This is a genomic window from Pseudomonas sp. PAMC 25886 (assembly GCF_000242655.1).
Lineage (GTDB): Bacteria > Pseudomonadota > Gammaproteobacteria > Pseudomonadales > Pseudomonadaceae > Aquipseudomonas.
Genome location: NZ_AHHC01000031.1, coordinates 1 through 23,858, shown reverse-complemented (window position 1 = coordinate 23,858; position 23,858 = coordinate 1). Strand labels below are relative to the sequence as shown.

Sequence of the window (23,858 nt, the reverse complement as noted above, 5' to 3'; positions counted from 1 at the left end):
TATGGATACCCTTTCCGATGTGCTGGCACTGTTAAAATGCCATCGCTCGACCTTCGCCGGCCTGAAGGCCGGAGGCACATGGGCCATTAACTTTGCAGCGCCGGACGGCATCAAGTTCAATGCGGTGGTGGAGGGCAGTTGCTGGCTGGAGGTGGAAGGGCTGGTGGTGCCGATGCGCTTGTATGAGGGTGATTGTTTCCTGTTGACCCAGGCACGCCCGTGGAGGCTGTCCAGTCATCTGTCGGGTGAAGGCCTTGATGCACGGGAGGTGTATGCCGATGCGGTCGGCGGTATCGCCACACTGGGGGACACGGTGGATCTGTTTTTGATCGCCGGGCGCTTTATCTACGGGGATGACGCTCGGCTGTTGCTGGACAGCCTGCCGCCGGTGCTGCGGGTGAGCGCCCACTCCGAACAGGCCGCCGTATTGCGCTGGTGCCTGGACCGCCTGGCCCGGGAATACGCCAGCCCGCTACAAGGTGCGGCGCTGATGACCGAGCATTTGGCGCAAATGATGCTGGTGCAAATCCTGCGGCTCTATCAATCTTCCATGGGCGCGAACGCCACTGGCTGGTTGGGGGCATTGACCGATCCAAGGCTGGCTCCGGTGCTGCGGGAAATTCACGCGGCACCTGCCCGGCGCTGGACATTGAGTGAAATGGCCGCCGTGGCGAGTCAATCCCGCTCTACCTTTGCCTTGCACTTCAAGCAACGGGTAGGACTGGCACCGCAGGAATACCTGACCCGCTGGCGCATGCACCTGGCGGTGCAGGCCTTGAAAGCCAGCGATAACAGCGTGTCCACGATCGGCCAGTCCCTGGGTTATCAGTCAGACAGCGCGTTCAGCAATGCTTTCAAGCGGGTGATGGCCTGCTCTCCCCGGGAATACCGCGAGCGAACCCCACACAAGGAACCCAGTGATGAGCGACATCCAGCAGCAGAAGGTCAAGGTCAACGGCATTGAATTGAACGTGCACATCGCCGGGCCCGAGAACGGTCCGCCGGTGTGGCTGCTGCATGGGTTTCCCGAGTGCTGGTACTCCTGGCGCGAGCAGATTCCGGCGCTTGTCGCGCTGGGTTATCGGGTGTTTGTGCCGCACATGCGCGGTTATGGACAGTCCAGCGCGCCGCCGGAGGTGGCCGACTATGAGCTGCTGACCCTGTGTGCCGATATCCAGGGCGCCATGGACTTGTTCGGGCATCGCCAGGTCGTCATGGTCGGCCACGACTGGGGCGCAGTGGTGGCCTGGCACCTGGCGTTGCTGGAGCCTGAGCGGGTCACCCGGCTGGTGACGATGTCGGTGCCGTTCGCCGGGCGCTCGCGCAGGCCGGTGATCGAGATCATGCGCGAGCTGTACGCTGATCGCTTCAATTACATCCTGTACTTCCAGGCGCCGGGCGTGGCCGAAAAGGAGCTGGATGCCGACATTGAGCGGACCCTGCGCCTGTTCATGCAGGACCAGGATGTGTTCCTGCAGCAGAAACCCGCCAGCGCGAAACTGCTGGAAGGTGTCCCGCTGCCGGGCAAGCTCCCTGCCTGGTGCAGTCAGCAGGATCTCGATGTGTATGTGCAGACCTTCGCCGGCGACGGCTTTCGCGGCCCGTTGAACTGGTACCGCAACTTCGAGCGCAACTGGCAGCGCACTGAGTTCCTGGCCGGCAAGCAGGTGCTGCAACCGACGCTGTTCATGATCGGGGACCGCGACCCGGTGGGCGTGTTCGAAGCTCACACCCTCAAGCGCATGCCTGAGGTGGTGCCCAACCTGCAGCAAGCGGTCCTGGCCAACTGCGGCCACTGGATTCAGAACGAGCAGGGGGCCAGGGTCAACGAGTTGCTGGTCGGGTTTCTAGGGCGAACGTGAACGTCGCGCCGCGTCCCGGCACGTCGATCAGGCGGATTTCCTGACCGTGCAATTGCAGGATGCGGTGCACGATGCGCAAGCCCAGGCCGCCATCGCGTCGGGCACCGCCAATGGTGAACGCACGCAGGAACAGGCCTTCGCGCAGATCCGCCGCAATCCCCGGGCCGCTGTCGCTCACCGTCACTTCAACAACGCCGGCCCTGGGTGCCAGGGTCACTTCAACTTCGCCATTGAGCGGCGTATGGCGCAAGGCATTGTCCAGCAGGTTGGTGAGCACGCGTTCGATCAGGCCCAAATCCGCCAGTACGGTCGGCACTACCGGCGGCAGGCTGGCGGTGAGGGTGATGCTGCGGGCTTCGGCCGTGAGTTCGAACTTCTGGAAGATGTCCTGCACCAGGTCGGGCAACGAAAAACCTTCGATGACCGGCTGCACAAACCCGTGTTCCAGGCGCACCAGTTCCAGCAGCGACTGGGCCAGCCCGCCGACCTTGCGACTCTGGTCCAGGGCGATGCCCAGGTAGCGCCGGCGTTCCTGCTGGGTCAGGCTGGCGTCTTTCAGGGACAGGGTTTCCAGGTAACCATGCAAGGAGGCCAGGGGCGTGCGCAGGTCGTGGGAGATATTCGCGACCATCTCCCGACGCTCCTGCTCTTGATGAGTGATGGCCCGCCACTGTTCACCCAGGCGGTTCTCCATCTGCACGAAGGCGTGGTCGAGCACCGCAATCTCATCCTGGCTGGCCACCTCGGGGGCCACGGCTTGCGGGACTTTCGGTGCGCCGTTGATATCGAACTGGCCAACCTTTTCGGTTAACTGCCGCAGGGGCCGGGTGATCCACGCAAACGCGGTCAAACCCGCCAACAGGCACAGCAACGCCACCAGCGCGATGGACCACAGGGCGATATTCAGGGCCATGCCGGTGGCGTCCCGGGCGTCGAATACATCATGGGCCTCGCCCAACAGCACCACATACAGGTAGCCGGCCTGCTGGCCATTGACCCGCAGCGGCGCGGCGCTGAACACCTTGAGGCCGTCGACACTGCGCGGGTCATCGCCGAGGATCGGCAACATTGCACCGCTGAGGAACCGCCGCACCGGCTCCAGGTTGACCTGGTTGCGGCGCAGGTGGCCGCTGGGCGCCGCATTGCCGACCACGCGGCCGTTGATGTCCAGCAGGTACACCTCGACGCTCGGGTTCACCAGCATCAATTGGCTGAACAGGTTACGCACCGCCTCAGGCTTGAGGCCGTCGGCGTCCATCAGTTGGGTGTCGCGGGCGATGTGCGCGGCGAGGTCGCGGGACAGGCCTTGCACCACTTCCAGCTCATGCATGTGGTTGGAGCGCACTTGCAGCCACGCCGAGGTGCCGCTGCAAATCAACAGCAACAGGGCGAACACCAGGGACAGGCGTTGGGTCAGGGTCAGCCTCATGCGGACTGCTCGGCAAATTTATAACCACGGCCCCACACCGTGAGGATGCGCGCCGGGTTGGCCGGGTCAGCCTCGACCTTGGCCCGCAGGCGGTTGATATGGGTGTTGACCGTGTGCTCATAGCCTTCGTGGCTGTAGCCCCACACGGCATTGAGCAGATCCATGCGCGAAAACACCTTGCCCGGCTGGCGGGCGAAAAAGTACAGCAGGTCGAATTCCCGGGGCGTGAGGTCCAGCCGCTGGCCTTGCAGGGTGGCGTCGCGGGTCAGCGGGTTGATGAACAACTGGCCGAGGTCAAGGCTGCCGGCGTCCATCTTCAGGTTGCGCGCCATGGCGTCGACCCGCCGCAGCAGCGCCTTGACCCGCGCCACCAGCTCCGGCATGGAAAACGGCTTGGCCAGGTAGTCGTCGGCCCCCAGTTCCAGGCCCAGGATGCGGTGCAGCTCACTGGAGCGGGCACTGGTGATAATGATCGGCGTGTAGCGCGTCATGGCCCGCGCCCGCCGGCAGATTTCCAGGCCGTCGACGCCGGGCAGCATCAAGTCGAGGATCAGCGCATCCCAACCGCCTTGCTCCAGCAGGCGCAGGCCTTCGTCACCGTCGGCGCTGTGGACCACCTCGAACTGCTCGTCCCGCAGGTGCAGGCAGATCAAATCGGCAATATGGGCATCGTCCTCGACCACCAGGACACGTTTGGGCTGATCCATTGATAGAAACCTGTCTTCGTAATTCGCGCATTGTGCGGCTTTTGCAACAGTGTAGTTATCACGAATTGTTTAACTCTGCGTGAGGATTCCGCGACCACCCCGGGCCTAACCTTCACTCATCGCAATGGCAAAAATTGTGGCGAGGGGGCTTGTCCCCCGTTGGGCTGCGTAGCGGCCCCAAAAAAAGCGGGAGCGCTGCGCACTCCAACGGGGGACAAGCCCCCTCGCCACAGGGTTATTTGCCGGCCATATAGCGTTGGAACTTAGGAGAAGGTCATGTATTCACGTCGACAGATCTTGCTGGCCGGCGGCGGCCTTGGGCTCGCGGTCATCGCCGGTGGCCTGCTGCAAAAAATCAACGCCGGCCCCGGGCTGATCGCCGAAGCCGAGGCCGCCGAAAACTTCGAAGTCAGCCACACCGATGCCGAATGGCGCACCCTGCTGACCGCCGAGCAATACGCGATCCTGCGCGAGGAGGGCACCGAACGCCCCTACAGCAGCGCGCTCAACAGCGAACACCGCAACGGTACCTTCGCCTGCGCCGGTTGCGCACTGCCGCTGTATTCCTCAACCACCAAATTTGAAAGCCACACCGGCTGGCCCAGCTTCTGGCAACCCCTGGAAAACGCCGTGGCCAGCCACGTCGACACCTCCTTTGGCGTGGTGCGCAAGGAAATCCATTGCCGGCGCTGTGGCGGCCATCAGGGCCACGTATTCGACGACGGCCCCGCACCCACCGGCCTGCGCTACTGCATGAACGGCGCAGCCATGACGTTCACCGCGACTTAATTCAATGTCTTCTTATAAGGGAATACCCCATGTGGCTTTTGGTTCTCGCGTACTTGGGCGGCGTGCTGACAATTGTCAGCCCCTGCATCCTGCCGGTTCTGCCTTTTGTCTTCGCTCGCACCGGGCAGCCGTTTTTGCGCAGTGGCTTGCCGCTGTTGCTGGGGATGGCGATGACCTTCGCCCTGGTCGCGTCGCTCGCGGCGGTGGGCGGCGGTTGGGTGGTGCAAGTCAATCAGTACGGTCGCTGGCTCGCGTTGCTGTTTGTTGCGCTATTCGGGCTGACGCTGTTGCTGCCCAGCCTGTCCGAGCGCCTGACCCGGCCACTGGTGGCCGCGGGCAGTCGCCTGTCGGAAGCCGCCGGGGCCGATTCGCGGCCGCGTCCCGGCGCATCGTTCCTGATCGGCGTGGCCACCGGGCTGCTGTGGGCACCGTGCGCCGGGCCCATCCTGGGGCTGGTACTGACGGGCGCCGCGCTGCAGGGCGCCAGTATCGGCACTACCTTGCTCTTGCTGGCCTACGCGGCCGGGGCTGCCACCTCCCTGGCCTTGGCGCTGCTGGTCGGCGGTAAAGTCTTTGGCTTCATGAAGCGCTCGCTCGGCGCCGGTGAATGGCTGCGTCGGGGGCTTGGCGCGCTGATGCTGGCGGGTGTGGCGGCGATTGCCCTGGGCCTGGACACCGGGATCCTCGCACGCTTGTCGACGGCCTCCACCGGCGGCCTGGAACAAAGCCTGGTGGAAAAACTCAGCGCCAAGCCTGAACAGAAGAGCGGGGCGATGATGGCCGGTGGCGCGATGATGATGTCGGCCAACCACAGCGACACACTGCCGGTGGAAGGCCAGTTGCCGGCGCTGGACGGCGCCGTGCAATGGCTCAACTCCGAGCCGCTGACCGCCGAGGCGTTGAAAGGCAAGGTGGTGCTGGTGGATTTCTGGACCTACTCCTGCATCAACTGCCTGCGCACCTTGCCGTACGTGAAAGCCTGGGCCGAGAAGTACCGTGACCAGGGCCTGGTGGTGATCGGTGTGCACGCCCCGGAATTTGCCTTCGAGCGCGACGTCAACAACGTCACCAAGGCCATGAAGGACCTGGGCATTACCTACCCGGTGGCGATCGACAACAACTACAAAATCTGGCGCGCGTTCAACAACCAGTACTGGCCGGCGCATTACTTTGCCGACGCCAAGGGCCAGATCCGCTACCACCATTTTGGTGAGGGTGATTACGCCGAGTCCGAACGGGTTATCCAGCAACTGCTGCGTGAAGCGGGCGCCACCCAGGTGGCGGGCGGTTTGATCGAAGCCGACGCCAAGGGCATCCAGGCCGCACCGGACATGAACGAAGTGCAATCGCCGGAAACCTACCTGGGCTTCCAGCGCGCCGAGAACTTCGTGTCCACCGGCACCCTGGCCACTGACAAGGTCGCCAACTACCCGGCAGCCGGCAATCTCGCGCTGAACAACTGGACCCTGGAAGGCCAGTGGAACGTCGGTGGGCAGCAAGCCACCCTCGCGGCGGCCAACGGCAAGATCGTCTACCGCTTCCACGCCCGTGACTTGCACCTGGTGCTGGGCCCTGGCGCCGACGGCAAGCCGGTGCGCTTCAAGGTCACCGTCGACGGCCAGGCGCCGGGTGATGCCCACGGCACCGACGTCGCGCCGGATGGCAGCGGCAGCGTGACCGAACAACGCTTGTACCAGCTTGTTCGTCAGCCGGGCGCGGTCAAGGATCGGACCTTCACCATCGAGTTTCTAGACCCGCACGTGTCGGCCTACGCCTTCACCTTCGGCTAACCCGGCGACGTAACGCTTGAACTGAAAACCCAATCAATGTGGGAGCTGGCTTGCCTGCGATAGCGATGTTGAATTCACCACCGCCATCGCAGGCAAGCCAGCTCCCACCGTTGACCGTGTTTATTCTGATGTCTTGGAGTGAATGAGATGAAACTGCTTAATTACTTACCGGCCCTCGCGTTTGCTGCTTTCGTCGGCCACGCCTCGGCGTTCTCTTTCGGCCCGTCCGACGACGCCGTGGCCATCGCGCCGCCGGCCATGGACCTGCCAGCAAACGGTAGCAACCTGCAAACCGCGGTGTTCGCCGGCGGCTGCTTCTGGGGCGTGCAGGGCGTGTTCCAACACGTGCAGGGCGTGAAAAACGCCGTCTCCGGCTATGACGGCGGCGCGGCCAGCACCGCCCAGTACGAAAGCGTCAGCGGCGGTGATACCGGCCACGCCGAATCCGTCTCCGTGACCTACGACCCGAGCAAGGTCAGCTACGGCAAGCTGCTGCAGATCTACTTCTCGGTCGCCCACAACCCCACGGAACTCAATCGCCAGGGGCCGGACAGCGGCACCCAGTACCGCTCGGCGATCTTTGCCCAGAATGCCGAACAGCAAAAAGTCGCCCAGGCCTATATCGACCAGCTCGACGCTGCCAAATCCTTCGACAAGCCGATCGTGACCAGGATCGAAATGGGCAAGGCGTTCTACCCGGCGGAGTCCTACCACCAGGACTTCCTGACGGAAAACCCGTCCTACCCGTACATCGTGATCAACGATCTGCCCAAGGTGGCCCAGCTGAAAAAACTGTTCCCCGACCAATACCGGGCAGAGCCGGTGCTGGTGAAAAACCAGTAGGCTTTCAGCCCTTGGCTTTTGCCAGGTAGGGCGCCAGGCGCCGGCCCATTTCCTCACCCAGGGCTTGCAGCCCGCTCAAGGGGCGGATCATCACTTCAAACTCGATGATCTGCCCTTGCTCGTTAAAGCGAATCAGGTCGATGCCCTTGAGCTGCTTGTCACCCACCCGCGCGCTGAACTCCAGCACCACGCTTTGACCGTCGGCGGTGGCCAGCTCGCGGTGATAGGTGAAGTCTTCAAAGACGTTGAATACGGTATTGAGGATCATCGACACCACCGGCGCCCCCGGGTAGGGCGTGTGGGCCATGGGCGAGCGGAAGACCGCGTCGGGAGCCAGCAATTCGGGGAGGGCTTTCAAATCACCGGCAACCAGCATGGCGTGCCAGCGCTTGAGGCTGTGGGCGGCCTGGGGAGATAGGTTCAGTTGTTCGGACATGTCGGGCACCTGTTCTTATGATGGGCGGGGCGTTGCACCCCACCAACATAAGAGCGGCACCCAGGCCGATCAATGATCCAAATTGACAGTTATATGATTGAGCCGCACACCACACCCGCCACGATCAACGATCGTTCCCACGCTCTGCGTGGGAACGCCGCCCTGGACGCTCTGCGTCCGCTCTTGACGTCGTGACGCAGAGCGTCACCGGATGCATTCCCACGCGGAGCGTGGGAACGATCAATCATCAGACCACTTCCAGGTACGAGCTATGAATCGCCCGCGCCAATTCGCGCACGGTGTCGATAAACTCTGTCAGCCGGCTGTGCAACCCGTCCTCCAGAATCTCGTCAATCCCCGTATACCTCAGCCGCGCTTCAAACTCGGCCGCCAGGCGCTGGGCCGTGCGCCCATAACTCCCGGGCAAATCCGCCAGGATGTGGCTCAACTCCTCGATACACGCATGCAACGAGCGGGGCACATCACTGCGCAGCAGCAACAGCTCCGACACTGACCGCGCATTCAACGCATTCGGGTACAGCTCGGTATACGCCTCAAACGACGACAACGCCCGCAGCAACGCGCTCCACTGGTAATACCCGCGTGCCGACAGGTCACTGACCTCTTCGGACTCTTCGCCAAACATCTCATACCGCGCGTCCAGCAGCCTCAAGGTGTTATCCGCTCGCTCGACAAACGTGCCCAGCCGGATAAACCGATACGCGTCATTACGCATGATCGTCCCGGAAGTAGCCCCGCGAAACAGGTGCGAACGCTGCTTCACCCAGTCACAAAAGTGGCTGATGCCGTGGCGCGCCAAGCCGCCGGCCGCAATGCTGCGCATCTCCAGCCAGGTGGCGTTGAGGTTTTCCCACATGTCGGCGGTGATCCGCCCGCGCACCGCGTGGGCATTCCCGCGAGCGGCCCGCAGGCAGTTGTAGATACTGGCCGGGTTTTCCTCGTCGAGGGCGAAGAAGTGCAGCATGCGCTCGGCGTCCAGCTGTTGATGGCGCTCAAGGTAACTGTCCAGGGTGCCGCTGCTGAGCAACGACATGGCCAACTCATCCAGCCCGTCACTGCGCCCGGCCTGGGGCATCAGCGACAGCGAATAACTGACTTCCAGCATGCGCGCCAGGTTCTCGGCGCGCTCCAGGTAACGGGACATCCAATACAAATCTGCGGCGGTTCTACTCAGCATACTCAGCCCTCCACCACCCAGGTGTCCTTGGTTCCGCCGCCTTGCGACGAGTTGACGATCAATGAGCCTTCGCGCAGTGCCACGCGGGTCAAGCCACCGGGTACCAGGCGGGTTTCCTTGCCCGAAAGCACGAATGGCCGCAGGTCGATGTGCCGGGGCGCGATGCCGTTTTCGACAAAGGTCGGGCAGGTGGACAGGCTCAAGGTCGGTTGGGCGATGTAGGCGTGGGGGCGGGCCTTGATGCGTTGACGGAAGTCCTCGATCTCGGCAGCGCTGGAAGCGGGGCCCACCAGCATGCCGTAACCGCCGGAGCCTTGGGTTTCCTTGACCACCAGTTCCGGCAGGTGCGCGAGGACGTGGGACAACTCGTCCGGCTTGCGGCACTGGAACGTCGGCACGTTTTGCAGGATCGGCTCTTCATCCAGGTAGAAACGGATCATCTCCGGCACATATGGGTAGATCGACTTGTCGTCCGCCACGCCAGTGCCGATGGCGTTCGCCAGCACCACGTTGCCCGCACAATAGGCCGCCACCAGCCCCGGGACGCCGAGCATCGAGTCGGGGTTGAACGCCTGCGGGTCGAGGAAGGCGTCGTCGATGCGACGGTAGATCACATCAACGGCCTTGGGGCCATCGGTGGTGCGCATGAACACCTTGAGGTCGTGCACGAACAGGTCGGCGCCTTCCACCAGTTCGACGCCCATTTCCCGGGCCAGGAACGCATGCTCAAAAAACGCGCTGTTGAAGCGGCCCGGCGTCAGCACCACCACATTCGGGTTGTCGAGGCGGCTGGAGCTTTTCAGGGTCTTGAGCAGCAGGTTGGGGTAGTGGTCCACCGGGGCGATGCGCTGCTTGGCGAACACCTCGGGGAACAGGCGCATCATCATCTTGCGGTCTTCGAGCATGTAGCTCACGCCGCTGGGGGTGCGCAGGTTGTCTTCGAGCACGTAGTAAGTGCCGTCGCCATCGCGAACCAGGTCGACCCCGGAGATGTGCGAGTAGATATCGCGGTGCAGGTCCAGGCCGACCATGGCCTTCTGGTAACCCTCGTTACCCAACACCTGATCGGCAGGGATGATTCCGGCCTTGATGATGCGTTGGTCGTGGTAGATGTCGGCAAGGAACATGTTCAATGCATTGACCCGCTGGATACAGCCGCGCTCGATGACGCTCCACTCGCTGGCGGGGATGCTGCGGGGGATGATGTCGAAGGGGATCAGGCGCTCGGTGTCTTGCTCGTCGCCATACAGGGTGAAGGTGATCCCGGCGCGGTGAAACAGCAGGTCGGCTTCACGGCGGCGCTGGGCCAGCAGTTCTGGCGGCGTATTGGCCAGCCAGCGGGAGAATTCCTGATAGTGCGCACGGCAAACGCCTTGTGCGTCATTCATTTCATCAAAGAAAGATCGAGCCATTCCAATTACCTTGTCAGTGCCGGGACTAACTGCGCTTTGGCACTGCCGCTTTAGAAAACGCATTTTTTTATGAGCCCGTGGCTGATGGTGCCAACAGGCCTGGTCCTTACTTTCTTTTGGGGTGGGCTCTGGGTCGGGGGGTAACGATTGCTCCTGTATTCAGGCGGGGCAGGTGGATGATTGAAGGAATAAAGCAATGCCTGTGCCATCCACCCGTAGCGACTCCCCTGTGGCGAGGGAGCTTGCTCCCGCTGGGGTGCGAAGCGCCCCCAGGAAGCAGGCCGGTTAAGCAGCCCAACGCGAGCAAGCGCCCTCGCCACATAGAGAACTCGATTGCCTCAAAACGGTGCATCGATTACTTGAACTTTGCACCAGCGCGGTTCTTCTAACGGGCTTCAAATACCTGCGTGGAGCACTGATCGTGCCCAGAATCATTTCCCCACAGAACCCTGAGTCGGCCGTGACCGACCACAGCGAACACTCCGCGAAGATGTTCGGTTCACCCAAGGACCGCCTCGACTTCTACCGGCGCGAGATCCAGTACGAAACCAGCATCCTGGCCAACCGCACCGACGCCTACCTCACGGCGCAGTCGTTCCTGGTGATCGCCTTTGTGTCCGGCATGGGCAACCTCAACCCGGAATGGGGCAAGCTGTTCACTCTGGTGGTGCCGGTATTCCTGGCGATGCTGGGCATCCTCAGTTCTCTCAACGCCTGGCCAGGCATTCGGGCGGCCTACGACATCATTGACCACTGGCATTACAAGCAAAGCGAACTGCTGCGCAGTGAACCGGTGATGGGCCTGGCGTATGACGAATCGCCGCTGTTCAGCGAGACGGAGTCGTCCCACAAGGGCTATCGCAAGTCGCTGTTGTTCTCGATGCGTGCACCCTGGTTGTTCATGGTGTTCTGGGTGATCCTGGGGGCCTATGCGTTCTATATCCAGGTCGACAACCCGGGCTCCTAGGGAATCGGAATGAACTTCCACCCGGCGTGCGGCGCCTTACCTTTACGCAGGGCACGTTTCCCCAAGATCTGCGAAGAGGTGACCATGAACGCAACCGATAAAGACGACCCGCAAGTCAGCGGCCGCAATGATCCCGCCATCGACGGCGGAGAGCCGGCACCGGGTACAGCGGCCGACGCGCCGAAAGACCCAACGCCTGACGCCGACCCTAAGGCGGCAGAAAACGACTACAGTCCAGACTTCAAGCCCGAGCGCGAGCCCAAGCCTGAAACCGATGCCGATATCGATACTCAAGGCGGTTAGAGGAGACGGTCATGTCAGTTGAAATAGACGAAGACGATGAACTCAATGACCCGGGCAATGAAGACCCGGGCTCACTGATGGATGATGCCGAAGTTCCGCTTAACGACCTGGATGATGCCGCCGACGTCGGCAACACCGAAAACCAGGAATAACCGTCATTGTTGTGCCTGGGCGCGTCGTTCATACCACGCCAGCATCGGCTGTGTGCTGAGGCCATGAACGATGATGCTCAGGGCAATGACTGATAGCGTCAGGTTCACCGCAACGGCGCTGCTGGTGCCCACCAACCCATGGTTGATGGCGTAGAACAGGTAGTAAATGCTGCCGATCCCGCGAATCCCGAACCAGCCCACCAGCCCGCGCTGATTGCGATCCAGCAGACTGCCCCAGGGCACCGACAACACGCTGAGCGGGCGAATCACGCAAAACAGCAAAGCGCCCACCGCCAGCGCCCGCCAGTCCCAGTGACTGACCAGCACCACGCCCAGCAGGGTCACCAGAAACACTTCCATCGAACGCTCCACCAGGCCGCCAAATGCGAGCATGTCGCCCATCATCACGCCGGCAGCGATCTGCGTGTCTTGCAACTGCCCGAGGTCACCGTGCAATGCGTGCTCCGGCTCTACTTCCATATGGCCCACTAACGGCTTTGCCAAATGTTCGGCAGGGGTTTGTGAGTTGCCGGTGGACTTGAACTCTGCCTGGCGCAGGCCGAGGCCGGCGGCAAATACCGACAGAAAGCCATAGCCGCCGATGGCCTCGGCCACCACATAGGCCAGGGCGATCAGGGCCAGCGTCAGGTAGTCATTCGGGGAGAGGGTGCTGTCGGCATTGGTGATCCGCATCTTGAGGGTCAGCCGGCCGATGCCCCGGGCCATCCAATAACCGGTCAACAAGCCGGCCGGCACCGCCCACAGCAGATTTTTCAGGACCCACCCGCCAAGCCAGTCACCGTCGAACCCACCGTGCTGCATGAACATCAGCGCGAAGATCACAAACGGGAAGGCGGTGCCATCGTTCAAACCGGCCTCACCGGAGAGGCCGAAGCGCAGTGCGTCATAGTCCTGAGCGTTATTGACCTGCACCAGGCCCGCGAGCACCGGGTCGGTGGGCGCGAGAATCGCCCCCACCAACAGCGAAACGCCCCACGACAACCCCAGCAGCCAATGCAGCACCAGGCACGTCCCGAGTATGGTCAGGAGCATGACCGGACCGGCCATGCCAAACGCAATGCGCCAGGTTCGATGTTTGAGGGGCAGGCGCAGCTTCAAGCCGCTGACAAACAGCGAAAACAGCACCGCGACCTCCGTCAGGTGTTCCATCCAGCGGGCGGAGTCCTTGATATCCAGGTGCAGCAGGTCCGCGCCCAGCGGGCCAATACCCACGCCAAGCAACAGGCACACCGCCGAGGTGGTGACCGGCATCCAGCGCAGGTAGGAGGAGGTGAGGGCGAGGGTGAGCAACACCGCGCCGAGTACGGCCATCCATAGAATAAAAGTCATCGGGTGTGCACCGGGCCGTGGTCTGTCCAGGTTTGAGGAGCACGGCCGGGCCCAGGTTCAATGTGATTCCAACAACTGTGAACCGATGGTTTTCACACGGATCATGTCTATCAACTGCCGCAACCCTGGATGAGACTGACGCCGGCTGGGGTAATACATGCACAGTGGCGCGCCGATGCAGGCCCAGTCGGGCAGCACTTCCACCAGGCGGCCGTCTGCCAGTTCCGATAACACGCGATTCTCCAGGCAGTAGGCGATGCCCACGCCTTGCAGGGCGGCGTCGACGATGGTTTGTGTGTCGGCCGCGCTGAAGTGGCCGGGCACATCCAGGCGCTGTTGGCGGGTGCCGTTGCCCAACTCCCACTTGTAGGTGGTCTTGTCGCCCAGGTACATGCGGATGCAAGCGTGTGCGAGCAGGTCCTTGGGCACGGCAGGCGTTCCGGCCTTTGCAAGGTAGGCCGGGGAGGCGACCATGATCCAGCGCAGCTCGCCGGTCAGCGGCACGGCCACCATGTCCTGGGGCACGGTGGCGCCATAGCGGATACCCGCGTCGTAGCCTTCGGCGACGATGTCGAGCATGCGGTCTTCGATCATCACGTCCAGGCGCAGTTGCGGATAGGTGCGGGTGAACTCGCCCAACAGTGGCGAGATCAGCAGCACCGCGGCGTCCCGGGGAACGTTCAGGCGCAGCCGCCCAATCGGTGCCTCGCGGTACAGCTCCAGGGTGTCGAGGCCATCCTGGATCGTCGCAAAGCCCGCACTGAGTTTTTCCGCCAGCACCACACCGGCGTCGGTGGGCTCCACCGCACGGCTGGTGCGGTAGAGCAACTTCACCCCGAGGCGGGTTTCCAGGTTGCGCATGGTGTGGCTCAGGGCCGAGGTGGTGACGCCCAGTTCATGGGCGGCATGCCGGAAACTCCGGCGACGGATGATCGCCATGAACACATTCAGGTCGGCCAACTCGGAGCGGTTGAACGCAGCCATATCAAGCACCTTTTGTACGGTTTGGGTTGCACGCGGCGTTGAGCCCGATTCAACCACGGATGATCTAGAGTAATCGTTTTTTTACTGAATGTTTCTGGCGGAGGCTTTTTAATGAGTATCGAAACCATCAAGATCCCGGGGATCGACAAGGCCGTCTCGCGGATTGCCCTGGGTACCTGGTCCATGGGCGGTTCGATGTGGGGTGGCGCCGATAATGAGGTGTCGATCAAGACCATTCGCCATGCGCTGGCCAGCGGCATCAATTTTATCGACAGTGCGCCGGTCTACGGCCTCGGTTTGTCTGAAGAGCTGATCGGCCGGGCCCTGCGCGGCGTGCGCCATACGGCGGTGATCGCGACCAAGGCCGGCCTGCAATGGGACGACGGCACCGTGCGCCGCAACGCCACGGCCCAGCGCATCCGCAAGGAAGTCGAAGACTCGCTGCTGCGCCTGGAAACCGACTACATCGACCTCTATCAGATTCACTGGCCCGACCCGCTGGTGGCCCAGGAAGAAACCGCCGGCGAGCTGGAAAAACTGCGCCGCGAAGGCAAGATCCTGGCGGTGGGCGTGAGCAATTATTCCCCCGCGCAAATGGACGACTTCCGCCAGTACACCCACCTGGACACGGTGCAACCACCCTACAACCTGTTCGAACGGGCGATCGACAGCGACATCCTGCCGTACGCCAGACAAAACGCCCTGGTGGTCCTGGCCTATGGCTCGCTGTGCCGGGGCCTGTTGACCGGCAGCATGCACGCCGCCACACGCTTTACCGGTGATGATGTGCGCAAGCTCGACCCGAAATTCAAGGCGCCACGCTTTGAGCAATACCTGGCGGCGGTCGCGGCGCTGGATGTGTATGCCCGCGAGTGCCACGGCAAGTCCGTGCTGGCCCTGGCATTGCGCTGGGTGCTGGACCAGGGCCCGACGGTGGCGCTGTGGGGCGCCCGTCGCCCGGAACAATTGAAAGGCATCGAGGACGCATTCGGCTGGCAACTCAGCGCCGATGACCTGCAACATATCGACCGTATTCTGGCCAACACGATAAAAGATCCGGTAGGCCCGGAATTTATGGCCCCGGCCAAACGTTAACCTTTGCGACAGGGATGTCTGGCAGTTGTAAAACAACAAAAGACATCCCTTTGGCGTTGAGGTTTTTGGCATGAAGCGCGGTACCGTATTCAAGAGCATCGGTGGTTTGCTGTGTGTGGTGGCGTTGGCGGGCGCCTGGAAATGGCGGGGCAATCCCGATGTGTTGTGGCAGATCGTCAGCCGCCAATGTGTGCCCGACCAGAGCCAGCATCAAAACCCCAGCCCCTGCCTCAAGGTCGACCCGGACAAGGGTTTCGTGTTGCTCAAGGACCTCAATGGCCCGTATCAGGACCTGCTGATCCCCACCGACAAAGTCACCGGCATCGAAGACGTCGCACTGACGCGCAACCTGCTGCCGCATTACTTTGCCCAGGCCTGGAAAAACCACGACGTGCTCTCCACCGGCCTGCAAACGCCGATTGCCGACCGCTATGTGTCGCTGGCGATCAACTCGCGTTACGGCCGCTCGCAAAACCAGTTGCATATCCATATCGCCTGCCTGCGCCCCGACGTGTTCAACACCCTCACCGAACGCGCCGCCACCCTTAACGAGCAATGGCAAACCCTGCCGGTCAAACTGCAGGGGCATACCTACAGCGCCCGCACCTTGTCGGCAGCCGACTTCGACCTGCGTGACCCACTGGCGATCCTGAATGACTACGTGCAGGCCCAGGGCGACGCCATGGCCAGCTACAGCCTGCTGCTGGCACCCGAGGCGGATGGCAACTTCGTGCTGCTGGCCACCCGCTTGACGCTCAAGGAGTGGAACCTGGCGTCCGCCGAGGAGCTGCAAGACCACCAGTGCAAGCTGATGACCCAGACTGCCGGCTGAATTCATACCCACCTGGAGGTATCCACCACAACGACCTGTTTTAACTGTTTACGACATCCGCGACGCTATCCGTTGAACGAGTGTTCAGTTTCAATTATGTTGGCTGCAACCCCCCGCTGGGCAACCAGCGGGCTTGCGCTTTTTCTGATTGAACGAGAGGCACTGGCATGCGGTTTTCACCCTTTGTTGAGCGAATTGCAGGGCAGGGCGTAGCCGCCTGGGACATCCACCACGCCGCGTTCCAGGCCAGCAGCAAAGGCGAAGACATCATCATCCTGAGCGTCGGCGACCCGGATTTCGCCACCCCCTCGTTCATCACCGACGCCGCCGTCGAAGCGCTGCGCCAGGGCGATACCCACTACACCGAAATCCCCGGCCGCCCGGCACTGCGGGACGCGATCGCCGCCCGTTACAGCCAGTCCCTGGCTCGCCCGTTAAACGCTGAAAACGTCATCACCGTGGCCGGCGCGCAGAACGCTTTGTTCGTCACCTCGCTGTGCCTGTTGCAGGCCGGTGATGAAGTGATTGTCCTCGACCCGATGTACGTCACGTACGAAGCCACGCTCAAGGCCAGCGGCGCGACGCTGGTGCGGGTGCCGTGTGCTGCCGATTCGGGCTTTCGCCTCGACCCGGCGCTGCTGGCCGCCGCCATCACGCCGCGCACCCGGGCGATTTTCTTCTCCAACCCCAACAACCCCACCGGCGTGATGCTCAACCCCCAGGAGCTGCAGGCAATTGCCGACCTGGCGATCGAGCATGAACTGTGGGTGGTGGTGGACGAAGTCTACGAAAGCCTGGTGTTCGACGGTGAGTACCACAGCCTCGCCGCGCTGCCGGGCATGGCCGACCGCTGCATCGTGATCGGCAGCCTGTCGAAATCCCACGCCATGACCGGCTGGCGCATCGGCTGGATCGTTGCCGAGCCTGCCATGGTGGCCCACGCCGAAACCCTGGTGTTGAGCATGCTGTACGGCTTGCCGGGGTTTGTGATGGAAGCCGCCACCGCCGCCGTGTTGGCCCACGATGAAGTCACCCAGGGCATGCGTGAAACCTACCGGCGCCGCCGCGACCTGGTGGTCGCCGGCCTGAGCGATTGCCCGGGCATTCACGTACGCGCCCCCCAAGCCGGCATGTTCGTGCTGGTGGATGTGCGGGACACCGGCCTCAGTTCCCTGGATTTTGCCTGGCGGCTGTTCCGCGAAGCGGGGGTTTCCGTATTGGATGCCGCCGCTTTCGGTGAACCGGCCCAGGGCTTTGTGCGGCTGTCGTTCACCTTGGGTGAAGCGCGACTGGCCGAGGCCTGCGAGCGCATCAGCCGCTTCGTCGCCAAGCTCGCCGGCGAGCCGCGAATAGAGCCTGCTGCGAAAATCATCAGCGTGCAGCCGGCGGCCGCGAAGAAGATGATCGAGGTGCTCGACCTGCACAAACGCTTCGGCAATATCGAAGTGCTCAAGGGCATCTCCCTGACTGCGCACGAAGGCGAAGTCATCTCACTGATCGGCGCCAGCGGCTCGGGTAAAAGCACTTTGCTGCGTTGCATCAACATGCTCGAAGTGCCGGACCAGGGCAGCATTCATGTCGACGGCGAGAGCATCAAGCTCAACTACGGTCGGCCCGGCGCACCGCTGGTGGCCGACGCCAAACAGCTGGTACGGATTCGCTCGACGCTGGGCATGGTGTTCCAGAACTTCAACCTGTGGCCCCATCGCACCGTGCTGGAAAACCTTATCGAAGCGCCGATCCAGGTCCTGCGCGAAAGCCGTGCCGAAGCCATCGAGCGCGCCGAAGCCTTGCTCGACCGGGTTGGCCTGGCCGCCAAGCGCAACGAATACCCGGCGTTCCTCTCTGGCGGCCAGCAACAGCGGGTGGCCATCGCCCGTGCGTTGGCCATGCGCCCCAAAGTCATGTTGTTCGACGAGCCCACCTCGGCCCTCGACCCGGAGCTGGTGGGCGAAGTGCTGCGGGTGATTCGTTCCCTGGCCGAAGAAGGCCGCACCATGATCCTGGTGACCCATGAAATGGCGTTCGCCCGGGACGTGTCATCCAAAGTCGCGTTTTTGCACCAAGGCTTGATCGAGGAAACCGGTTCGCCGGACTCAGTGTTTATCGACCCACGCAGTGAACGTTGCCGGCAGTTCGTCAACGCGCATCAAACTCGCTAACTCCAAAAAAAGACGGGGCAAGATCATGAAATCCAAACGATTGGCAAAGTGGTTGAGCAGTGCAGTGTTGATGCTGGCGGCAGGTACTGCGTTGGCGGCGGAGAAACCCATCGTGTTCGCGGTGGCGGCGGAACCCTACCCACCGTTCACGGTGAAGGGCGGCAACGGGGAGTGGACAGGGTTTGAAGTGGACCTGATCCACAAGCTCTGCGACTTGATGAAAGCTGAGTGCCAGATCAAGGAAGTGGCGTGGGACGGGATCATCCCGTCGTTGCTGGCGAAGAAAATCGACGTGATTTTCTCCTCGATGTCGGTCACCGAGGAGCGTGAAAAACAGATCGCGTTCAGCCGCGCCTACTACGATTCGCTGCTGGGCATTGCCGGTCCCAAGGGCACCACCGTCGAAGTCTCGCCGGCGGGCCTGAAAGGCAAGATTATCGGCGTGCAGATCTCCACCGTCAGCGCCAACTACCTGAAGAAGTACTACGAGAAAATTGCTGACCTGAAGTACTACGACACCCAGGAATCGGCCAACGCCGACCTGATTGCCGGGCGGACCGACTTGATGATGGCCGACGGTGTCGCCATCGCCATGATGGTGAAAACGCCTGAAGCCCAGGGCCTGGCCGAGATCGCCGAAGTACCTTACGACCCGATCATCGGCCGTGGCGTGGGCGCGGGCCTGCGCAAGGAAGACACCGAACTCAAGGCACGCCTCGATAAGGCCATCGGCGAGCTGCTGGTGAGCAAGGACTACGCTGACCTCTCGCAGAGTGTGTTTGGTGTGTCCGTCAGCCCGTGCAAAAGAGCCGATACCCCGGCGTACGTCAGCAAGGTATGTGACAGCCCCTACACAAACTGACCTGTGACCTTCCTGTGGTGAAGGGGCTTGTCCTGTGGCGAGGGGGCTTGTCCCCCGTTGGAGTGCGCAGCGCTCCCGCTTTTTTGGGGCTGCTCCGCAGCCCAACGGGGGACAAGCCCCCTCGCCACAAGGGTCATTGCGCATCATTGAAATAGGGAGCGCCGATGTTCGATCTACTCAACTTCAGCGAGCAAGGCTGGGGCAACGCATTGCTCAAAGGGTTATGGATGACCCTGCAGATCTCCGCCGGCTCGTTTGCGGTGGGGCTGCTGATCGGCCTGGTGGTGGCCTGTGCCAAGCTCAGTGCGCCGCGCCCGATTGCCATGCTGATGCGCGGCTACACCACGGTGTTCCGCGCGGTGCCCGAGTTGCTGCTGATCCTGTTGCTGTATTACGCAGGCTCCATGGCCCTCAATGCGCTGATGCTGTGGCTGGGGTTTGAGCAGTTCAACATCAGCGGGCCGCTGGTTGCGATCCTGGTATTGGGGCTGGTGCAGGGCGCGTACGCCTCGGAGATTTTCCGCGCGGCGATCCTGGCGATCCCCCACGGGCAGATCGAAGCGGCACGGGCCTTCGGCTTGAGCGGCTTGGGTCTGTTTCGCCGGGTGACCCTGCCGATCATGGCGCCGTACGCGCTGGCCGGCATGTCCAACCTGTGGATCAACCTGATCAAGGACAGCGCGCTGATCAGCGTGGTGGGCACCAACGAACTGCTGTACACCGCCAAGCAGGCGGCGGGCTCGACCCGGCAATACCTGTTGTTCTACCTCACGGCCGCCGCCTTGTATTACCTGGTGACACTGGCCTCCAACTACCTGTCCGGGCGCCTGGAACGACGTATTCGTCGCTGGATGCCGGTTGTCGAGTGAGCCGCACATGCCTGAGTGGATAAGTTATTACGCAGGACTGATCGCCAAGGGCTTGCAGACGACCCTGTCGTTGCTGGTGATCTCGGCGCTGCTGGGTTTCGCCCTGGCGGTGCTGGTGGCGCTGGCACGGCTGTCGCGGCGCAAGTGGCTGGCGCGGTGTGCGCTGGGGTACACCAGCGTGCTGCGGGGCACGCCGTTGTTGATCCAGATCTACATTTTCTACTACGGCCTGGGCAGCCTGTTTGCCCAGTTCCCGATGATTCGCGGGAGTTTCCTGTGGCCGCTCCTGCGGGACGGTTACTGGTACATCGTGTTTGCCCTGGTGTTGTCGGTGGGGGCGTACGTCGGCGAAGTGATTCGCGGCGGCCTGCTGGCGGTGCCCAAGGGCGAAATGGAAGCCGCCTCGGCGTTTGGCATGACGCCTCGCCAGGCGCTATTGCGCGTGCGCCTGCCACGGGCCATGCGCCTGTTGCTGCCCACACTGGCGGGGGAAACGGTGATGTTGCTCAAGTCCACGGCACTGGCCTCTACCATCGCGGTGGTCGACCTGCTCGGCGCTGCCAACGTGGTGCGCGCCCAGACCCTGCAGATCTACCAGCCACTGCTGTTGGTGGCCGGGGTTTACCTGTGCCTGACCTTTTTGATTGAAGCCCTGTACGCGATTGCCGAGCGGCGTGGCACACCGTTGCGCAGGTCTGCCGGATGAAAACCGATCGCTCGTTGCAAGGGATTGCCCTGTGCTCACTGGCCTATGCGTTCCTGGCGTTGCAGGACGCCGGGATCAAATGGCTGGTGGCCGACTATTCGGTGTTCACCATCCTGTTCTGGCGCAGCCTGGTGGTGGTCGCCGCCTGCGTGATCGCCGGGCGCCTGGGCCTGCTCAAGCGTGCCTGGCACTCGGTCAGCCGCAGGCTGTTGATCATCCGGGGCCTGTTGTCGCTGCTGGCCTGGCTGCTGTACTACACCGCCGCCAAGGACCTGACCCTGGCGGAAATGACCACCCTGTATTTTTCCGCGCCGATCATGGTCACCTTGCTGGCCGCGCTGATCCTCAAGGAGCGCGCCAGCCGTGGCCAGTGGGTTTCGCTGATCATTGGCTTTGTGGGCGTGGTGATCGCCTGCCGCCCCAGCAGCATGGTCGACCCGCTGCCCATCGGCCTGACGCTGGCCGCCGCGCTGTGCTGGGCGTTTACCTATATCCAGCTGCGCCAGGTGGATGACAACACCTCGGTACTGGAACAGATGCTGATCACCAACGTGGTGTTCGTGATTTGCATGGCGGTGACGCTACCCTGGACGCACACACCCTCACCGACACCGGCATGGCTGGGCATGCTCGGCGCCGGGCTGGTGGGCGGTATTGGCCAGTTCCTGTTGTTTGCGAGTTTCCGCCGGGCCACGGCAACGCTGTTGGCGCCGTTCGAGTACACCGGGTTGATCTGGGCGTTCCTGCTGTCGAGCCTGGTGTGGGGCACGCTGATGGACGTATCGCTGATCTTCGGCGCCGTACTGATCGCCATCAGCGGCACCCTGGCCATGCTCAGCGCCCGGCACCCTGTGTCACAAGACGTGGTCGGCGCTGAATGCTCCGTGACGCAGCCCTTGTATCCAGCAGCGGCAGATGTGCAGCCCGTCGGCGGGGCTGAAGGTGCCGGGGTTGAGGCACCACTCGAGCCAGAGTCCGTCGAGCATCGCCGATAAGCCGATGGCCGCCAGGCGCGTGTCGTGGATCACGAAGCCTTCGCTCGCGGCCAGGTCGTCGAGCAGTTGGCGAATCAGTTCGAGGTAGGCGCGGTAGCTTTTTTCGTGGGAGTCGTTCACGGGGTCCGAATGGCGGATCAGGCTCCAGAACACCACCCACACCCCCAGCAATTTCGGGTCCATGACCCGTGAGGAAAACGAGCCGGCGAGGAACGCATCCAGCCGTGCGGCAGGGCCCTGGGCCTGGTCGACTTCCTGCCACAGGGCGGTGGTCAGTTCGCTGGCGAGCTTGTGGTAGGTCTCGGCGATCAGTGCATCGATGCTGCCGAAATGGTGATTGAGCAACCCCACCGAAACCCCGGCTTCAGCGGCGATGCGCCGCACGGAAATGCCGGCATGCCCGTCCCGGGCGAGGCTGGTGAGGGTGGCGGCAATCAACAGGTCGCGACGGTCTTCGGTCACAGGCACACCCTTGGTAAAAGTACATGGTTGAACGTGTGTTCAATATATACCCACAGCTCCAACAAGAGGAGGGCAGCGGCATGGCAAAAGACCTTTCGTGGCAAGTCCCGGGCGATTCCGGGAACACCCTGCACATCGGCGCCTGGCGCTTTGAGGGGGACGGCAGCGGCCCGCGGGTGCACCTGCAAGCTGGCGTGCACGCCGACGAAATCGCCGGGATGCTGGTGTTGCACCAACTGCTGCCGCGTTTGCAGGCGTGCCAGGACCAGGGGCGGCTCAAGGGCACGGTGACAGTGGTGCCCCAGGCCAACCCGTTCGGCATTGGCCAGTTTCGCCAGGGGCGGTTGCTGGGGCGCTTTCACGAAGCCACCGGGCAGAATTTTAACCGGGCGTTCGATCATTCATTGGCGATGGAGCGCCCGGCCAGCAACCTGGCGCAATGGCAGAAAAGCCTGGTGCAACTGGCGGCCGATGCCGAGTTGGTGCTGGACCTGCACACGGATGATGAAGCGCTGCCGTACCTGTATATCCACCGCAGCTTTTGGCCCGAGGGCCGGGCATTGGCGGCGGCGTTGCAGGTGGACGTGGTGATTGTCTGGGACGAGGGCGGGGACGGGTCGTTTGAGGAAACCATCATCAATCACGCCAACCCGCGAATGGCAGCGACCATTGAATTGCGCGGGCAGGCGGATGTGAGTGACGCCCTGGCCGGGCAGGATGGCGATGGTATCTGGGCCTGGCTCTGTGCAAACGGGGTGATCGACGAAGCCCCGGCGATTGCCGATTGGCAGGGGCAGGTGGTGGACATGGGGTGCATGGAGACCATTCTGGCGCCGTGCCCCGGGGTGTTGGTGTTTGAAAAACGCCTCGGTGAACTGGTCGAGGAGGGCGAGCGGTTTGCGCGGATTATCCGGCGGCCCGGGGACCCGGCGTCTGAAATGGTGCTGCATGCCGTGCAAACCGGGCGCATGGTGACGGGGCATCGGGAGCGCCTGGTGTCGCAGGGTTCGGTGGTGGCCAAGTTTACCGGCTCGCGGTTGTCTGACAGCTACAGCGGTGGGGTGTTGGATCCTTAGTAGAGGTGTACATATCCGTTTTTTTTGTGATGGCTTCGATGGGTTCCGCTCTTACAGCGGCTCACTTTTGAACAGCGCAAAAGTAAGCAAAACGCTCTTGCCCCACCACTCGGCACCTCGCTTAGGCTCGGTGTGCCCTCACTCCGGCTTTGGACCGTGGGCCGCCGCGATGGGCCATCCTTGGCCCAGCGCGGCTAACCCGGCGTCCTGCCGGGTTACCCACGCTCCAAAGCCTGCGTTCGGCCAGCGTGGTTTAACGGGGCGCCTAAGATCAAGATCAAAAGCAGATCAACAGCACAGCGGCCTACAGGCCGGCTTGAGTGGTGTGAAGCAAAGGCAAAATCAAAAGCGGCCACGATCCCCTGTAGGAGCTGGCTTGCCGGCGATGGTCGTTAACGATGACGCTGGCGTCCTGAATGAACGCGGCGCTCTCAGGTTTTTCGCCGGCAAGCCGGCTCCTACAGAAAAGTAGCTCTGCTTTCGCTTTGGCTTTTGGCTGTGGCTTCTACCACTCAAGCCGCCTGTAGGCCGCTGTGCTCTTGTCTTTTGATCTTGATCTGACTGCCCCAATAACGCC

23 protein-coding genes and 1 pseudogene are annotated in these 23,858 nt (G+C 62.6%); 16 read left to right on the top strand and 8 right to left on the bottom strand.

The genetic code is table 11. The features are described from left to right. Position 1: 1 nt before the first annotated feature. Positions 2-964 carry an AraC family transcriptional regulator gene (locus MUM_RS0109650; RefSeq protein ID WP_010169373.1) on the top strand — a complete coding sequence of 321 codons (963 nt, stop codon included), beginning with the start codon at positions 2-4 and terminating at the stop codon, positions 962-964. Then, positions 921-1,862 (top strand): alpha/beta fold hydrolase, encoded by a 942-nt coding sequence (locus MUM_RS0109645; protein WP_010169372.1) that lies wholly within the window; start codon positions 921-923, stop codon positions 1,860-1,862. Before MUM_RS0109650 ends, MUM_RS0109645 begins: the two co-directional genes overlap by 44 nt. Here the strand turns inward: MUM_RS0109645 and MUM_RS0109640 are convergent. Then, on the bottom strand, positions 1,825-3,291 hold the full coding sequence (locus MUM_RS0109640) for a sensor histidine kinase (RefSeq protein ID WP_010169371.1): 1,467 nt from the start codon (positions 3,289-3,291) through the stop codon (positions 1,825-1,827). The two genes, MUM_RS0109645 and MUM_RS0109640, sit on opposite strands and share 38 nt — an antisense overlap. Beyond that, positions 3,288-3,998 carry a response regulator transcription factor gene (locus tag MUM_RS0109635; RefSeq protein ID WP_003217086.1) on the bottom strand — a complete coding sequence of 237 codons (711 nt, stop codon included), beginning with the start codon at positions 3,996-3,998 and terminating at the stop codon, positions 3,288-3,290. The genes MUM_RS0109640 and MUM_RS0109635 overlap by 4 nt, the downstream gene beginning before the upstream one ends. A gap of 276 nt (positions 3,999-4,274) precedes the next feature. Here MUM_RS0109635 and msrB point away from each other — a divergent pair, with 276 nt between their 5' ends. From msrB to msrA, 3 genes are all read left to right on the top strand, one after another. Continuing rightward, on the top strand, positions 4,275-4,787 hold the full coding sequence (gene msrB / locus MUM_RS0109630; protein WP_010169370.1) for a peptide-methionine (R)-S-oxide reductase MsrB: 513 nt from the start codon (positions 4,275-4,277) through the stop codon (positions 4,785-4,787). A gap of 29 nt (positions 4,788-4,816) precedes the next feature. Continuing rightward, complete coding sequence (locus MUM_RS0109625) at positions 4,817-6,577, top strand: cytochrome c biogenesis protein DipZ (protein ID WP_010169369.1); 1,761 nt, start codon at positions 4,817-4,819, stop codon at positions 6,575-6,577. Between the two features lie 147 nt (positions 6,578-6,724). Further along, positions 6,725-7,420 carry a peptide-methionine (S)-S-oxide reductase MsrA gene (msrA, locus tag MUM_RS0109620; protein ID WP_010169368.1) on the top strand — a complete coding sequence of 232 codons (696 nt, stop codon included), beginning with the start codon at positions 6,725-6,727 and terminating at the stop codon, positions 7,418-7,420. 4 nt (positions 7,421-7,424) lie between these two features. Here msrA and MUM_RS0109615 read toward each other — a convergent pair whose 3' ends face one another. The 3 genes from MUM_RS0109615 to MUM_RS0109605 all read right to left on the bottom strand — a co-directional run bounded on the left by MUM_RS0109615 (position 7,425) and on the right by MUM_RS0109605 (position 10,466). Further along, positions 7,425-7,856 (bottom strand): nuclear transport factor 2 family protein, encoded by a 432-nt coding sequence (locus MUM_RS0109615; RefSeq protein ID WP_010169367.1) that lies wholly within the window; start codon positions 7,854-7,856, stop codon positions 7,425-7,427. Between the two features lie 247 nt (positions 7,857-8,103). Continuing rightward, positions 8,104-9,054 (bottom strand): alpha-E domain-containing protein, encoded by a 951-nt coding sequence (locus tag MUM_RS0109610; protein WP_010169366.1) that lies wholly within the window; start codon positions 9,052-9,054, stop codon positions 8,104-8,106. Positions 9,055-9,056: 2 nt separating this feature from the next. Next, positions 9,057-10,466 (bottom strand): circularly permuted type 2 ATP-grasp protein, encoded by a 1,410-nt coding sequence (locus MUM_RS0109605; protein ID WP_010169365.1) that lies wholly within the window; start codon positions 10,464-10,466, stop codon positions 9,057-9,059. Between the two features lie 421 nt (positions 10,467-10,887). On the opposite strand from MUM_RS0109605, the gene MUM_RS0109600 reads away from it, so the two are divergent. From MUM_RS0109600 to MUM_RS1000000134575, 3 genes are all read left to right on the top strand, one after another. After that, positions 10,888-11,433 (top strand): hypothetical protein, encoded by a 546-nt coding sequence (locus MUM_RS0109600; protein WP_029615826.1) that lies wholly within the window; start codon positions 10,888-10,890, stop codon positions 11,431-11,433. Between the two features lie 84 nt (positions 11,434-11,517). Further along, positions 11,518-11,736, top strand: coding sequence for a hypothetical protein (locus MUM_RS0109595; RefSeq protein WP_010169361.1), 219 nt, complete (start codon positions 11,518-11,520; stop codon positions 11,734-11,736). 11 nt (positions 11,737-11,747) lie between these two features. Further along, positions 11,748-11,888 carry a hypothetical protein gene (locus MUM_RS1000000134575; RefSeq protein WP_003217070.1) on the top strand — a complete coding sequence of 47 codons (141 nt, stop codon included), beginning with the start codon at positions 11,748-11,750 and terminating at the stop codon, positions 11,886-11,888. A 3-nt stretch (positions 11,889-11,891) separates the two neighbouring features. On the opposite strand, the gene MUM_RS0109585 is transcribed toward MUM_RS1000000134575, so the two are convergent. Next, on the bottom strand, positions 11,892-13,238 hold the full coding sequence (locus MUM_RS0109585) for a cation:proton antiporter (protein ID WP_029615825.1): 1,347 nt from the start codon (positions 13,236-13,238) through the stop codon (positions 11,892-11,894). A gap of 57 nt (positions 13,239-13,295) precedes the next feature. Then, the gene (locus MUM_RS0109580; RefSeq protein WP_010169357.1) at positions 13,296-14,222 is read right to left on the bottom strand and encodes a LysR family transcriptional regulator; all 927 of its coding nucleotides are present in this window, start codon (positions 14,220-14,222) and stop codon (positions 13,296-13,298) included. A 111-nt stretch (positions 14,223-14,333) separates the two neighbouring features. Between MUM_RS0109580 and MUM_RS0109575 the strand changes: the two genes are divergently transcribed. The 7 genes from MUM_RS0109575 (at position 14,334) to MUM_RS1000000134725 (ending at position 21,743) form a co-directional block, all read left to right on the top strand. After that, complete coding sequence (locus MUM_RS0109575; RefSeq protein WP_010169355.1) at positions 14,334-15,317, top strand: aldo/keto reductase; 984 nt, start codon at positions 14,334-14,336, stop codon at positions 15,315-15,317. Between the two features lie 70 nt (positions 15,318-15,387). After that, positions 15,388-16,149, top strand: coding sequence for a CDP-diacylglycerol diphosphatase (locus tag MUM_RS0109570; RefSeq protein WP_010169353.1), 762 nt, complete (start codon positions 15,388-15,390; stop codon positions 16,147-16,149). A gap of 167 nt (positions 16,150-16,316) precedes the next feature. Continuing rightward, entirely contained in the window at positions 16,317-18,311 is a 1,995-nt protein-coding gene (locus tag MUM_RS1000000134865) for an aminotransferase class I/II-fold pyridoxal phosphate-dependent enzyme (protein WP_010169352.1), read from the top strand. A 25-nt stretch (positions 18,312-18,336) separates the two neighbouring features. Further along, positions 18,337-19,173, top strand: coding sequence for a transporter substrate-binding domain-containing protein (locus tag MUM_RS0109560; RefSeq protein WP_010169351.1), 837 nt, complete (start codon positions 18,337-18,339; stop codon positions 19,171-19,173). 164 nt (positions 19,174-19,337) lie between these two features. Then, positions 19,338-20,042 (top strand): ABC transporter permease, encoded by a 705-nt coding sequence (locus MUM_RS0109555; RefSeq protein ID WP_010169350.1) that lies wholly within the window; start codon positions 19,338-19,340, stop codon positions 20,040-20,042. Positions 20,043-20,049: 7 nt separating this feature from the next. After that, positions 20,050-20,748, top strand: a complete 699-nt coding sequence (locus tag MUM_RS0109550; protein WP_010169349.1) for an ABC transporter permease — start codon at positions 20,050-20,052, stop codon at positions 20,746-20,748. After that, a complete protein-coding gene (locus MUM_RS1000000134725; protein WP_010169348.1) occupies positions 20,745-21,743 on the top strand; it encodes a DMT family transporter in 999 nt (332 codons plus the stop codon). Before MUM_RS0109550 ends, MUM_RS1000000134725 begins: the two co-directional genes overlap by 4 nt. Here MUM_RS1000000134725 and MUM_RS1000000133145 read toward each other — a convergent pair. Next, a pseudogene (locus MUM_RS1000000133145) lies at positions 21,699-22,127 on the bottom strand (TetR family transcriptional regulator C-terminal domain-containing protein); the annotation flags it as partial. The gene MUM_RS1000000134725 and the pseudogene MUM_RS1000000133145 overlap by 45 nt on opposite strands. A 158-nt stretch (positions 22,128-22,285) precedes the next feature. Between MUM_RS1000000133145 and MUM_RS0109535 the strand changes: the two are divergent. Continuing rightward, a complete protein-coding gene (locus MUM_RS0109535) occupies positions 22,286-23,281 on the top strand; it encodes a succinylglutamate desuccinylase/aspartoacylase domain-containing protein (RefSeq protein WP_010169345.1) in 996 nt (331 codons plus the stop codon). Positions 23,282-23,858 lie beyond the last annotated feature (577 nt).

Excerpts from the sequence above, each read along its gene's own strand:
- MUM_RS0109610 (WP_010169366.1), bottom strand. The coding sequence starts at position 9,054 with ATGCTGAGTAGAACCGCCGCAGATTTGTATTGGATGTCCCGTTACCTG.
- MUM_RS0109570 (WP_010169353.1), top strand. The coding sequence starts at position 15,388 with ATGAAGCGCGGTACCGTATTCAAGAGCATCGGTGGTTTGCTGTGTGTG.
- MUM_RS0109580 (WP_010169357.1), bottom strand. The coding sequence starts at position 14,222 with ATGGCTGCGTTCAACCGCTCCGAGTTGGCCGACCTGAATGTGTTCATG.
- MUM_RS1000000134725 (WP_010169348.1), top strand. The coding sequence starts at position 20,745 with ATGAAAACCGATCGCTCGTTGCAAGGGATTGCCCTGTGCTCACTGGCC.
- MUM_RS0109650 (WP_010169373.1), top strand. The coding sequence starts at position 2 with ATGGATACCCTTTCCGATGTGCTGGCACTGTTAAAATGCCATCGCTCG.
- MUM_RS0109625 (WP_010169369.1), top strand. The coding sequence starts at position 4,817 with ATGTGGCTTTTGGTTCTCGCGTACTTGGGCGGCGTGCTGACAATTGTC.
- MUM_RS0109645 (WP_010169372.1), top strand. The coding sequence starts at position 921 with ATGAGCGACATCCAGCAGCAGAAGGTCAAGGTCAACGGCATTGAATTG.
- MUM_RS0109605 (WP_010169365.1), bottom strand. The coding sequence starts at position 10,466 with ATGGCTCGATCTTTCTTTGATGAAATGAATGACGCACAAGGCGTTTGC.
- msrB (WP_010169370.1), top strand. The coding sequence starts at position 4,275 with ATGTATTCACGTCGACAGATCTTGCTGGCCGGCGGCGGCCTTGGGCTC.
- MUM_RS0109640 (WP_010169371.1), bottom strand. The coding sequence starts at position 3,291 with ATGAGGCTGACCCTGACCCAACGCCTGTCCCTGGTGTTCGCCCTGTTG.
- MUM_RS1000000134865 (WP_010169352.1), top strand. The coding sequence starts at position 16,317 with ATGCGGTTTTCACCCTTTGTTGAGCGAATTGCAGGGCAGGGCGTAGCC.
- MUM_RS0109560 (WP_010169351.1), top strand. The coding sequence starts at position 18,337 with ATGAAATCCAAACGATTGGCAAAGTGGTTGAGCAGTGCAGTGTTGATG.
- MUM_RS0109575 (WP_010169355.1), top strand. The coding sequence starts at position 14,334 with ATGAGTATCGAAACCATCAAGATCCCGGGGATCGACAAGGCCGTCTCG.
- MUM_RS0109550 (WP_010169349.1), top strand. The coding sequence starts at position 20,050 with ATGCCTGAGTGGATAAGTTATTACGCAGGACTGATCGCCAAGGGCTTG.
- MUM_RS0109635 (WP_003217086.1), bottom strand. The coding sequence starts at position 3,998 with ATGGATCAGCCCAAACGTGTCCTGGTGGTCGAGGACGATGCCCATATT.
- MUM_RS0109595 (WP_010169361.1), top strand. The coding sequence starts at position 11,518 with ATGAACGCAACCGATAAAGACGACCCGCAAGTCAGCGGCCGCAATGAT.
- MUM_RS1000000134575 (WP_003217070.1), top strand. The coding sequence starts at position 11,748 with ATGTCAGTTGAAATAGACGAAGACGATGAACTCAATGACCCGGGCAAT.
- MUM_RS0109585 (WP_029615825.1), bottom strand. The coding sequence starts at position 13,238 with ATGACTTTTATTCTATGGATGGCCGTACTCGGCGCGGTGTTGCTCACC.
- MUM_RS0109615 (WP_010169367.1), bottom strand. The coding sequence starts at position 7,856 with ATGTCCGAACAACTGAACCTATCTCCCCAGGCCGCCCACAGCCTCAAG.
- MUM_RS0109535 (WP_010169345.1), top strand. The coding sequence starts at position 22,286 with ATGGCAAAAGACCTTTCGTGGCAAGTCCCGGGCGATTCCGGGAACACC.
- msrA (WP_010169368.1), top strand. The coding sequence starts at position 6,725 with ATGAAACTGCTTAATTACTTACCGGCCCTCGCGTTTGCTGCTTTCGTC.
- MUM_RS0109555 (WP_010169350.1), top strand. The coding sequence starts at position 19,338 with ATGTTCGATCTACTCAACTTCAGCGAGCAAGGCTGGGGCAACGCATTG.